General features: G+C 62.7%; 9 protein-coding genes. 3 read left to right on the top strand and 6 right to left on the bottom strand.

All coding sequences use genetic code 11. The annotated features are described in order from the left end of the window. Positions 1–52: 52 nt before the first annotated feature. Both cysQ and galE read right to left on the bottom strand, forming a co-directional pair. Complete coding sequence (gene cysQ / locus FLM52_12110) at positions 53–880, bottom strand: 3'(2'),5'-bisphosphate nucleotidase CysQ (protein ID NVN56525.1); 828 nt, start codon at positions 878–880, stop codon at positions 53–55. 200 nt (positions 881–1,080) lie between these two features. Then, positions 1,081–2,103, bottom strand: a complete 1,023-nt coding sequence (gene galE, locus FLM52_12115; GenBank protein NVN56526.1) for a UDP-glucose 4-epimerase GalE — start codon at positions 2,101–2,103, stop codon at positions 1,081–1,083. 523 nt (positions 2,104–2,626) lie between these two features. On the opposite strand from galE, the gene FLM52_12120 reads away from it, so the two are divergent. After that, positions 2,627–4,123 (top strand): DASS family sodium-coupled anion symporter, encoded by a 1,497-nt coding sequence (locus FLM52_12120; protein NVN56527.1) that lies wholly within the window; start codon positions 2,627–2,629, stop codon positions 4,121–4,123. 303 nt (positions 4,124–4,426) lie between these two features. On the opposite strand, the gene gltS is transcribed toward FLM52_12120, so the two are convergent. Both gltS and FLM52_12130 read right to left on the bottom strand, forming a co-directional pair. Further along, positions 4,427–5,617: a sodium/glutamate symporter gene (gltS, locus tag FLM52_12125; GenBank protein ID NVN56528.1), complete on the bottom strand. Its 1,191-nt coding sequence runs from the start codon at positions 5,615–5,617 to the stop codon at positions 4,427–4,429. Between the two features lie 457 nt (positions 5,618–6,074). Further along, on the bottom strand, positions 6,075–7,799 hold the full coding sequence (locus FLM52_12130; GenBank protein ID NVN56529.1) for a 2-isopropylmalate synthase: 1,725 nt from the start codon (positions 7,797–7,799) through the stop codon (positions 6,075–6,077). Between the two features lie 558 nt (positions 7,800–8,357). Here FLM52_12130 and FLM52_12135 point away from each other — a divergent pair. Then, positions 8,358–8,846: an Lrp/AsnC family transcriptional regulator gene (locus FLM52_12135; protein NVN56530.1), complete on the top strand. Its 489-nt coding sequence runs from the start codon at positions 8,358–8,360 to the stop codon at positions 8,844–8,846. 150 nt (positions 8,847–8,996) lie between these two features. Here FLM52_12135 and hppD read toward each other — a convergent pair whose 3' ends face one another. Continuing rightward, positions 8,997–10,076: a 4-hydroxyphenylpyruvate dioxygenase gene (gene hppD, locus FLM52_12140; GenBank protein ID NVN56531.1), complete on the bottom strand. Its 1,080-nt coding sequence runs from the start codon at positions 10,074–10,076 to the stop codon at positions 8,997–8,999. Between the two features lie 358 nt (positions 10,077–10,434). After that, the gene (locus FLM52_12145) at positions 10,435–11,040 is read right to left on the bottom strand and encodes an amino acid transporter (GenBank protein ID NVN56532.1); all 606 of its coding nucleotides are present in this window, start codon (positions 11,038–11,040) and stop codon (positions 10,435–10,437) included. Positions 11,041–11,175: 135 nt separating this feature from the next. Between FLM52_12145 and FLM52_12150 the strand changes: the two genes are divergently transcribed. Beyond that, the gene (locus FLM52_12150) at positions 11,176–12,114 is read left to right on the top strand and encodes a LysR family transcriptional regulator ArgP (GenBank protein ID NVN56533.1); all 939 of its coding nucleotides are present in this window, start codon (positions 11,176–11,178) and stop codon (positions 12,112–12,114) included. The last annotated feature ends 28 nt before the right edge of the window (positions 12,115–12,142 follow it).

A 12,142-nucleotide genomic window follows, 5' to 3' on the forward strand; every position in this document is an offset into this window, starting at 1 on the left:
TCAGCCCTCACGCGGGCCAATGGATGCACGAGCCGTCGAGCCCCGGCCACCCTTAGACGTCCAGCGCCTGGCGCCAGCGACCATCCGCTTGGCCACAGGCGATGAAGAAGGGATTCACCAGCGTATCGCGGGCGTTATAGTCCAGACGACGCGGCTGTACAGGCAATGACTCGGCATCGAAGACCTGGCCGCCGGCCGCTTCCAGTACGGCCTGGGCCGCCGCGGTGTCCCATTCGCTGGTCGGCGCGTAGCGCGGATAGAGGTCCGCATTGCCTTCCGCGATGCGACAGAACTTGAGCGAGCTGCCACAGCTGACATTCTCCACCGGTGCCAGGCGCTCGATCAGCGCCGCCGTGCGCGCATCGAGATGCGACTTGCTGGCCACGACTCTCAATACCTCTGGCTCCGGACTGACCGCGATCTCGACACGCCCGGCGGCGTCTTCCCGGAAGGCCCCCACGCCGGCAAGCCCGCTCCAGGTCGTCGCCAGCACCGGCGCATCCACCACGCCCAGCACACTGCGCGACCCTTGGATCAGTGCCACGTTGACGGTGTATTCACCGCTGCCGGTGACGAATTCGCGCGTGCCATCCAGCGGGTCGACCAGCCAGAAGGTCTGCCAGTCACGCCGCGCCGCGATATCGGCCTTGTCGCTCTCCTCCGAGAGCACCGGAATCTGAGGCGTCAGGCGGGCCAGCCCCTCGACCAGCACACGATGCGCCGCCATATCCGCCGCCGTGACGGGACTGTCATCCGCCTTGGCGCGCGTGCCGAGCTCTCCCCCACGGGCAACGGCGAGTATCGCCTGCCCCGCTTCACGGCAAAGCTGTTCAATGGCCGTCAGCAGTTCAAGATCGAGGGTGGCATCAGACTGGGTCATGGGGGTCTCGCAGAGAATTCGAAGGAGTCGACACGGGCCCTTCGGCCCGCCGTCATCATACGCAAAAGCGGCCGCGGATGCTGCCCGCGACCGCTTCGAGAGGTCTTCACACAAGCGCCGTCAACTCAATCTCGGTCAACTCAAGCTCGGTCAACTCAAGCTCGGTCAATTTCGGCGCACTGACCATGCAGTATCAGTTGTCAGGCACTGCGATAGCCGTTGGGATTGCGCGACTGCCAGCGCCAGCTGTCGGCCATCATGCGGTCGAGACCCAGCTCGGCCTTCCACTTCAGCTCGTTGAAGGCCTTGTCCGGCTCTGCCCAGCATTCGGCGATATCACCGGCGCGACGCGGTGCGATGCGATACGGCACCGGACGACCGCTGGCCTTCTCGAACGCCTTGACCATGTCCAGCACGCTATAGCCGGTACCGGTGCCCAGGTTATAGGTGTGAACGCCATCCCGCGCATCACCGGCCAGGTAGTCCAGCGCCTTGAGGTGGCCATCGGCCAGGTCGACGACGTGGATGTAATCGCGCACCCCGGTGCCATCCGGCGTCGGGTAGTCATCCCCGAACACGGCCAGTTCCTCGAGGCGGCCCACGGCGACCTGGCTGATATACGGCACCAGGTTGTTGGGAATGCCGTTGGGGTCTTCACCGATGGTGCCGGACTCATGGGCGCCCACCGGATTGAAGTAGCGCAGCAGCGCGATACGCCAGCTGTCATCCGCGACAGCCAGGTCGCGCAGCACTTCCTCGACCATCAGCTTGGAGCGGCCATAGGGGTTGGTCGCGGAGGTCGGGAAGTCTTCGCGGATCGGCGTGGAAGCCGGATCGCCATACACGGTGGCGGAAGACGAGAACACGATACGCTTGACGCCGGCACGCGCCATGGCGTCACACAGCACCAGGGTGCCATTGACGTTGTTGTCGTAGTAGGCCAGCGGCTTGGCGACGCTCTCGCCGACCGCCTTGAGCCCGGCGAAATGGACCACGGCCTCGATATCGTGACGCTCGAACAGGCTGTCGAGCAGCGCCCCGTTGCGGATATCCCCTTCGACGAACGGCACTTCACGCCCGGCAAGTGTCGCCACACGCGCAAGAGAGGCTTCGCTGGCATTGGACAGGTTGTCCAGCACCAGCACCTGATGGCCGGCCTCCATGAGCGCCAATACCGTATGAGAGCCGATGTAGCCTGCACCACCCGTGACCAGAATCATCAATCATCTTCCTTGTGAAAGTAACGCGACAGCAGGCCACGCAGTTGTCCTGCGCTGGCCCTGTTCATGGCTGCTAACCCTACCTTCCAGCCCTTGCGCTCACAAGTCCACAGCCAACGACAGCGTCTGTCGCCAGACGGCAACCTGCCCCGTGCAAGATGGCGCCATACAGGGCCTGGCCCGAGGTGTGAACACCTCGAATCAAGCGTCGCGCTTGCGCGGCGTCAAGGTTTCACCGACCGGCGTTTCAAAACAGGCAATGAAGGCTATTGAGCCGCGCCGCAATGCTGAGACAATGGCCGCGCCTTGTCGCCTGAACGCCCGGCTGATCGACTCGCGAGCGACTTTCTGACAAGGCAGGCAACATGACACGCCGTGCACGTCACCCCGACCGGGGATATATGCGCGGCATGTAATGAATAACACCAACACGACAAATCGCCATCACCTACCATGACCCATACCAACAACACGATGACCACCATGATGAGGAAGCCAGTCGCCGACCGGCTTCTCTGGAGTCGACATGCCTGAGCAATCTCCCGATCACGTCGCTGATCAATCCACTACGCCGCCACAAGCGCCACTCGCGGCGCGCATCGGCCTTATACTCGGCCCCCTCCTGTTGCTGCTGACCTGGTTGACACCGGCACCGGGCGACATGCCGGACAGCGCCTGGCTCTGCGTCGGCCTGGCCCTGTTGATGGCCACCTGGTGGGCCACGGAGGCCCTGCCGATTCCGGTGACCTCGCTGCTGCCCATCGTGCTGGTGCCGGCGCTTGGCATCGACGACATCAAGAGCACCACCGCCGCCTATGCCAACCCGACCATCTACCTGTTCCTCGGTGGTTTCCTGCTCGGGATCGCCATGCAGCGCTGGGACCTGCATCGCCGCGTGGCCCTGCATACGCTGAAGCTTGCCGGTCACTCGCCGCGCCGCCAGATCGCCGGCTTCATGATCGCCACCGGCTTCATCAGCATGTGGGTGTCCAACACCGCCACCAGCATCATGATGCTGCCCATCGGCATGTCAGTGGTCAGCCTGATGTCGAGTGGTCAGGATGAGCGCGACAGCAATGACCCGGAACTGAAGCGCTACGCCGCCGCCCTGCTGCTGGGCATCGCCTATTCCGCCAGTCTCGGCGGTATCGCGACCCTGATCGGCACGCCGCCCAATGCCCTGCTGGCGGGCTACCTGTCCAGTGATCAAGGCATCGAGATCGGCTTCGCCCAGTGGATGCTCGTCGGCCTGCCGGTCGCCATCACGATGTGCGCCATCACCTGGTGGTGGCTGACGCGCACGCCCTTCTCCTTCAAGTCCGAGACGGCAGACAGCGGCGAGATGATCAGCCGCGAGCTCAAGGCACTGGGTGCCATGAGCAGCGCCGAGAAGCGTGTCGGCGTTGCCTTCCTGGTGGCTGCCCTGCTGTGGATGTTCCGCCCGCTGATCAACCAGATGGGCCTTGCCTGGCTGTCGGACACCGGCATCGCCATGGCCATCGGCGTGGGCCTGTTCGCCATTCCCTCCGGCACCTCACGCGGTCGTCGACTGCTGGTGTGGGAAGACGCGCGTGACCTGCCCTGGGGCGTGTTGCTGCTGTTCGGGGGTGGCCTGGCACTGGCGGGCGTGATCAAGAGCTCGGGCCTCGCCGAGTGGATCGCCGGCCAGCTGTCGATGTTCAGCGTGCTGCCACTCATCGGCCTGGTCGCCATCGTGGTACTGGTGATCATCTTCCTGACCGAGGTCACCTCCAATACCGCGACGGCTGCCGCCTTCCTGCCGCTTTTGGGAGCACTGGCGCTGTCGCTGGACATCGATCCGCTGCTGATCACCGTGCCGGCGGCCATCGCGGCCAGCTGTGCCTTCATGATGCCGGTGGCGACGCCGCCCAACGCCATCGTGTTCGCCACCGGCCACCTCAAGATCCAGACCATGATGCGCGCCGGCTTCTTCCTGAACCTGGCCGGTACCGTGGTCGTCACGCTGCTGGCCTATGGCCTGATCGTGGCACTGTGGGTGTAGAGGCAAGTGTTGACGCAGGATCTGGGGGAGCACGAGGAAGAGAACAAAGGTAAAAGCGAAGGTGAGAACAAGGGTTTAAGCACAAGCGCCTGACGAGATTCTCACCGCCCTTGAAGCCTGAGCCCTTGAAGACTGAGTCCTTGAAGACTGAGCCCTTGAAGACTGAGTCCTTGAAGACTGAGCCCTGGAAACCTGCAAGCCTCAGCCCCCCGAAACGACAACGCCGGACTCCAATGGAGTCCGGCGTTGTCGTTCATGCCAGGCAGATTCTGCGACTTCTCATCATGACACCTGCGGTCATGTTCAGAAGAAGCCGAGGAAGCCCTTGATGATCAGCGAGTTGGCGATATCGATTAGGAAACCACCCACCACCGGCACGATGATGAAGGCCAGACGCGACGGCCCGTGGTGCTGCGTGACCGCCTGCATGTTGGCGATCGCCGTCGGCGTGGCGCCCATGCCGAAACCACAGTTACCCGCAACCAGTACCGCTGCGTCGTAGTTCTTGCCCATCAGGCGGAAGGTGACCTGGGTGGTGTAGAGGAACACCAGTGCAACCTGTGCCAGCAGGATGGCCAGAATCGGCAGTGCCAGATTGGCCAGATCCCAGAGCTTGAGTGTCATCAACGCCAGCGCCAGGAAGATGGACAGGCTGATGTTGCCCAGCACATCCACGGCGTGGGTATTGAGGTGCTTGTCGCCGAAGGCGCGCACCACATTGCCGATGACGATACAGCTGAACAGCACCCACACGAAGGTCGGCAGCGAGAAGGCGGTGCCCGACGTGAGCGACTGCAGCTGCTTGCCACAGACGACCCCGAGCAGCAGCATGAAGAGTGTCTTCAGGGCATTGGCCGTATTCAGAGGGTGCTGGACTTCCGTCTCGTCATATTCGGAATCACTGACCTGGGCATTGAGGTCCTGCCCTTCGCGCTTCATGCGATTGATCAGGAAGCGTGCCGTCGGCCCGCCGATCAGGGAACCGAACACCAGCCCGAAGGTGGCACAGGCCATCGCGACTTCCATCGCGCCATTGATGCCATATTCGTCGGCGAAGACGTTGGCCCATGCTGCGCCGGTGCCGTGACCACCGGACATGGTGATGGAACCGCCGAGCAGACCCAGCACCGGATCAAGACCGAACAGACTGGCAACACCGACACCCAGCAGGTTCTGCAGGATGAGTAGACCGATGACCAGCGCGAGGAACAGCACCAGCTTGCTGCCGCCGGCACGAATCATGCGAACGTCTGCCGACAGGCCAACGGAGCCGAAGAACAGCAACATGAAGGGAGTCTGGAGGCCGCCGAAGAACTGGAACTCGTAACCCAGGCCGCGCAGGCCGGTGACGATGATGGTAGCGATGAGGCCGCCGACCACAGGCTCGGGGATATTGAATTCGCGCAGCACGCGCACGCGCTCGACGATCAGATGGCCAACGACGAGGACAAGCGCCGCCAGCAACAGGGTGGTGATAGCATCAAGTTGAATCATGCGATACCGATGAGTAGTTGTGGGTTGTTCTAGCGGACCTCCTGAACGAGAGGTGCACTGGCGATGCCCGATCAGAGCAGGGATGGGGACGCATCCATTATCTCTTCCATCAGGAGGTTTGCCTTTGCACCGCTTGGAATTGTTGTGTTCTCGAATCCGGTCTGCCACCAGATCGTTATCATTATGCGGGTGCAGCGATGATACGCAGGGTGGGCACCGGTGCAAGTCCGGATGTTGACTGAGCCGTCAACATAAGACAAAAGTCTATAGCGGCCTGGCGAGCATGACACGTATTTTCCACGCAAGCTTGCCCGCGTCAGCCCAGCAACGGCGGGCGTGAGCGCCAGCCGGGCAACTTCTGCCCTGCCACAAAACGCAGAGACCCCCGCTCTGGTGAGCGAGGGTCTCGAGAGAGGCAGAAAAGCCCCTGATCAGTCACGCATCAGGCGTGATGTCATCAGACAGCGACCGGGCCGGCTTCCTCGGCACGTTCCGCTTCGCTGCGTGCACTGCTTTCCAGGCCGCGATTGACCGCCGACAGCACGGCCTTGAGCGATGCGCTCACGGTATCGCCATCCTCGGCCATGCCGCAGACACGCTTGCCATCCAGATTGAGCATCACGAAGGCCACCGCGACGGCATCGCTGCCTTCGCCAAGGGCGTGCTCACCGTAGTCCACCACGCTGACGGTGGAACCGGTGTGACGCTGCCAGGCATCCATGAAGGCGGAGATGGCGCCGTTGCCTTCGCCGGCCAGCGCGATCTGCTCGCCCTTGTCATCGACCAGTGTCGCGGTGAGCTGCTCGGCTCCTTCGCGATCCAGACGATAGCCCTTGAGACTCAGCGGCGCTTCACGCTTGAAGCTGGCATCGAGAATCGCGCGGATCTGGTCGCTGGACAGCTCACCACTGACCTGCTCGCTGGCCTTCTGCACGTGCGGCGCGAGCTCGAGGCTCATCCAGCGCGGCAGGCTGATGCCATGATCGCGCTCGAGCAGGAAGGCCATGCCACCCTTGCCGGACTGACTGTTGACGCGGATCACCGCCTGGAAATCACGACCCAGATCCTGCGGGTCGATGGGCAGATAGGCGACCTGCCACGGCTCGCCAGGCTGCTGCTTCTTGAGGCACTTGCGGATGGCATCCTGATGGCTGCCGGAGAAGGCGGTGTAGACCAGCTCGCCGACCCACGGATGACGCGGGTGAACCGGCAGGTTGGTGCACTCGGTGTAGACCTGGATGATCTCGTCCGGGTTGGAGAGATCCAGCTCCGGATCGATGCCCTGGCTGTAGAGGTTCATCGCCAGGGTGATCAGGTCCATGTTGCCGGTGCGCTCACCGTTGCCCAGCAGGGTGCCTTCGATGCGGTCAGCCCCGGCCAGCAGGCCAAGTTCGGCGGCGGCGGCGGCGCCACCGCGGTCGTTGTGGGTGTGCAGCGAGATGATCGCACAGTCACGACGGCTCAGGTGCTTGATGAAGTACTCGACCTGGTCGGCGAAGTGATTGGGCGGGCCCACTTCCACCGTGGCCGGCAGATTGAGGATGCAGCGTTTTTCCGGCGTCGGCTGCCAGACATCCATCACCGCTTCACAGACCTCGACGGCGTAATCCATCTCGGTGGAGGTGAAACTCTCCGGCGAGTACTGGAACACCCAGTTGGTGTCCGGGTAGCGCTCGGCGTAGTCCTTGACCAGCTGAGCACCCTCGACGGCAATCGCCTTGACACCGTCACGGTCCATCTCGAACACCCGCTCACGCTGCACGGTGGAGGTGGAGTTGTAGACGTGAACGACGGCATCACGCGCGCCGACCAGCGATTCGAAGGTGCGCGCGATCAGGTGCTCACGCGCCTGCACCAGCACCTGGATGCTGACGCCTTCCGGGACCTGATCTTCCTCGATCAACCAGCGCACGAAGTCGAAATCGAGCTGACTGGCGGAGGGGAAACCGACTTCGATCTCCTTGAGGCCGATCTTGACCAGCAGCTTCCACATCAGCTTCTTCTGCTCGACCGTCATCGGCTCGAGCAGCGCCTGATTGCCATCACGCAGGTCGACACTCGCCCATAGCGGCGCCTGGGTCACGGTACGCGACGGCCACTGGCGGTCGGTCAGTGCAACAGGGGTCACGGGGCGATATTTGGTGTGGTCGAAGGCAGCACTTGGCGTGGATGCAGCAGTCATGGTCGTGTCCTTGGCGGTCTGGGTGCGAAAAACCGGCAATCGAGGCCCGATACGGGAGATCGATGGCACCTTTCGCACTCAACAGTGTCCCAATCGGGGCGCCTGAGTAAATGTGAGATGACGAAGGCGTGAAGGCCTTGCATCCGAAAGCTTGCCGTCAGCAGGGCAAGCAAGCAAGTCGGGGACAGCGTAACGTCACTGACCGCCGCAAGCTCCGGGACCGGATCACGGTCTCCAGCGCGGAGAGAAGGACGGTGGGATCACCACTAGAGCCCTTTCGGCAGCCTCGCTTCGATCAGAAGCCGACTGCAGTTCCGCGTTCACCGGTTGCAAGAGGCGTGTCGCCAGCGCCGGTGGCTCATCCTGCTCAGGTATGTCGTTCGCGTCGTGCGTCGTGTCATGCGACAGCCACGACCCGAGCGAGCATCTTCATCGCTGAGCAGTGATTACAGTATATGCCGCATATCAGAGCGGACGATTGCGAAAACCACATGACATCGCCATCTTAAAAGCAGATTATTTCACCATTCATACCTTCACCGCTAATGGATTGCGAAAATGAGCCAGAATACTCCTCTCCCGACACTGGACCGCTTCGACCGTCGCATTCTTGACGAGCTTCAGCACTCGGGTCGCATCAGCAATCAGGAACTCGCGGAGCGCATTGGCCTGTCCCCGTCGCCCTGCCTGCGCCGTGTCCGTGCGCTGGAAGAAAGCGGCATGATCACCGGCTATCGCGCCCAGATAGATGCCCGCAAGCTGGGACTCAGCCTGATGGCGTTGCTGCATATCTCGATGGACCGCCACACCCCGGAGCGCTTCACCAACTTCGAGGACACCATCGCCTCACTGCCCCAGGTGATGGAATGCCTGCTGATCACCGGCCAGGAAGCCGATTACCAGCTCAAGGTGGTGGTCAAGGACATGGATGACTATCACGACCTGCTGCTCAAGCAGATCACGCGCATCGAGGGGGTGACCGGCGTGCATTCAAGCTTCGTGCTGCGTCAGGTGATCGATCACCAGCGCGTCCCGACGACCTCCTGAGCCTGACTGCCTGAATCAAGACTTCAGCAACACGAAAGCCCCGTCGGCTATCACCGGCGGGGCTTTCGTGTTGCTGAAGATGCCAGCGTGATCACGCAATGATCAGAGCGTGCCGGCTAGCGAAATCACTTGGCGTGCCGATTGGGGAAATCACTCGCCACCGATGATGCCGCGGCGGATCTGGTCTTCCTCGATGGATTCGAACAGTGCCTTGAAGTTGCCCTCGCCGAAACCATCGTTGCCCTTGCGCTGGATTATCTCGAAGAAGATCGGCCCGATCACCGTCTCGGTGAAGATCTGCAACAGAATCCCCTCCCCGGGCGCGCCATCGACCAGCAGATTCAATGCCTTGAGGTCCTCGACATTCTCCTCGTGGTTGGGCACCCGCGCATCGACCTTCTCATAATAGGTGGCCGGCGTGGTCAGGAAGGTGACGCCATTGGCCTTGAGCGCCTTGACGGTGGCATGGATATCATCCGTCGCCATCGCCAGGTGCTGAATGCCCTCCCCATTGTAATCGCGGATGAATTCCGCGATTTGGGAGTCATCATCCGCTGACTCGTTGATGGGAATGTGCATCTTGCCGCAGGGTGCCGTCATCGCGCGCGAGAAGAGCCCGGTCATCTTGCCTTCGATATCGAAATATCGGATCTCGCGGAAGTTGGCGATACGCGAATAGAAGTCTGCCCATACATCCATCTGACCGCGCCCGACATTGTGGGTCAGGTGATCCAGCGTATGCAGGCCGACACTGTTGGCATTCTCGATTGCGCCATCAATGGCGACGAAGTCGGTATCGTAAATCGAGCGCTCGCGGTGATGGTCCACGAAGTACAGCACCGAACCGCCGATGCCTTGCACCGCGGGGATGCCCACCTCGCCCGGCCCGACCGGATGCTCGACGCTGCGCGCACCGTGCGCCAGGGCGTAACGATGCGCCTGCTCGGCATCCGCCACACGCCAGGCCATCGCACAGGCACTCGGGCCGTGGATCGCCGCGAATTCCGCCGCCGGGCTGTTCGGCTCGGCGTTGAGCACCACATTGATGCCGTGCTGCTGGAACAGGAACACCTGCTTGGAGCGATGGCGACGGGTCTCGGTAAATCCGAGCTGGTTGAACAACTTGCGCAGGGCATCGATGCCGGCCGCATCCGGAGCCGTGAATTCGACGAACTCGAAGCCGTCCGTGCCGATGGGATTGTGCTGTTCGATACGCGCCGGTGCGTTCATGAGAGGCTCCTGAGTCAGGCTGCCGACAGGGCAGGCAAGGTAGAGAAAAGGCGGGCAACATCCTTCACGACAGGTGAACGCGTCACACTGACCACCTGTCGTGTCCCGATTCCGTTATCGGAAATCTATGCCTTGCCTGCCGCCCTGCCCATGCGCCTTGCGCCTGCATTGGTGCCGCGCCCTGCCTCCCCTCACGCCAGACATGTAACGAATCTCTGCCATGGCGCTGACGGCCATCTCGACACTGCCCTCTCGGGGCGCTCCCGCTGCGGCGAGCGCCTGACACTGCGTCATGCTTTCTTTACACCTATCGGCGCGTCACGCCTGCTGTTGCCTCTTGCCCGTCTTGCGTTGGCTGCTAGAGCCAGGCACCGCTACCCAGCTGCCAGGCCACCCACAGCAGAATCGTGGCGATGAAGGCCTCGATGACCTGCCAGGCACGCGAACTGGTCAGACGTGGTGCCAGCCAACCGGCACATGCCACCAGGCCGAAGAACCAGCCGAAGGAGGCCAGGCTCGCCCCGACGATGAAGCTCTCCGGGGACGGCTGCTGCGCGCCGATCGCGCCCAGCATCACCAGCGTATCCAGATAGACCTGGGGATTGAGCAGCGTGACGGCCAAGGTCGCCGCCAGCACCTTGCCGAGATTGGCCTTGAGCGCGTTACTGGCCGTCAGCTGGCCGCCAGTGCGCATGCGCCCCAACGCCTTGAGTGCCTGCCAGAGCAGAAACGCTACCCCGCCCCAGCGGGCAATGCTCATCAACAGCGGCGACTGCTGCATCAGCGCGCCCAGCCCGAGCACGCCGGCGATGATCAGCACGCCATCGCACAGCGCGCAGAGCCCCGCCACCCACCATTGATGCTCGCGCTTGAGCCCCTGCCCCAAGACGAAGGCGTTCTGCGCCCCGATGGCGATGATCAAGCCTGCGCCTACCCCCGCCCCATTGAAGAATGACCACCACATATCGCCTGTCCTTTCGTCGTGTCGTTGCCGTGACTGACGGCGCCTGCCACGGCTGTCAGTGCTGAGGCAGGCAGAGTACGCTAGGATGAATCCATCAAGGAAATTGATTCAGGGAATGGATCATAAGGAATACTGATGCTGGACTATAAACTGCTGGAGGCGCTGGCGGCCGTCATCGATCAGGCGGGCTTTGAACGCGGGGCGAGAGCATTGGGGCTGACGCAGTCAGCGGTCTCGCAGCGCATCAAGCTGCTGGAAGCACGGCTGGGGCAGCCGGTACTGGTACGTACACCGCGACTGGGGCCGACACCGCTCGGGCGGCGCCTGCTCAATCATGTCCAGCAGGTACGCCTGCTGGAGCATGACCTGCTCGACCAGATTCCCGCCCTCGGCGAGAGCGAGCAGCGACTGCGCATCGCCATCAATGCCGATTCGCTGGCCACCTGGTGGCCGACCGTCACCGGCAGTTTCTGTCGCCAGCGCGACCTGTTGCTGGACATGCTGGTGGAGGATCAGGAAGTGGCGCTCAGGCGCATGCGCGACGGTGAAGTCGCGGGCTGCATCTGTGCCACGCCACGCCCGGTGCAGGGTGCGCGCTCCCATCCGCTGGGCAGCATGCGTTATCGGGCGCTGGCCAGCCCGGACTTCGTGCAGCGCCATATCGCGACACAAGGTCACGCCATCCCGCACATTCTGCCGGCCGAGACCCTGCGCAACATGCCCGCCATCGTCTATGGCCGTGATGACCGTCTGCAACACCGGCTGTTGTCGACCATGGGCTTCGATGAGCCCTTCCCACACCACCTCTGCCCGTCATCGGAAGGTTTCGTGCGTCTGGCCCTGAGCGGCATGGGCTACGGCATGATTCCCGAGCAGCAGGCGGCACATCTGCTGGCCAGTGATGAGCTGGTGGATATCGCGCCGAACCATGCCCTCGATGTACCGCTTTACTGGCATCACTGGCGCCACGGAGGCAGCACGCTGGACAAGCTCACCGACCACCTGTTGCGGGAATGCGCCACGGCATTGCGCCCGATGCCGGAGCAGGAGACACCCCGCCCCGGCATGCTGTGAGTGCACGCTTCAGCCGGGCATCAGGCCC

It is taken from the genome of bacterium Scap17 (assembly GCA_013376735.1).
Taxonomy (GTDB): Bacteria; Pseudomonadota; Gammaproteobacteria; order Pseudomonadales; family Halomonadaceae; genus Cobetia.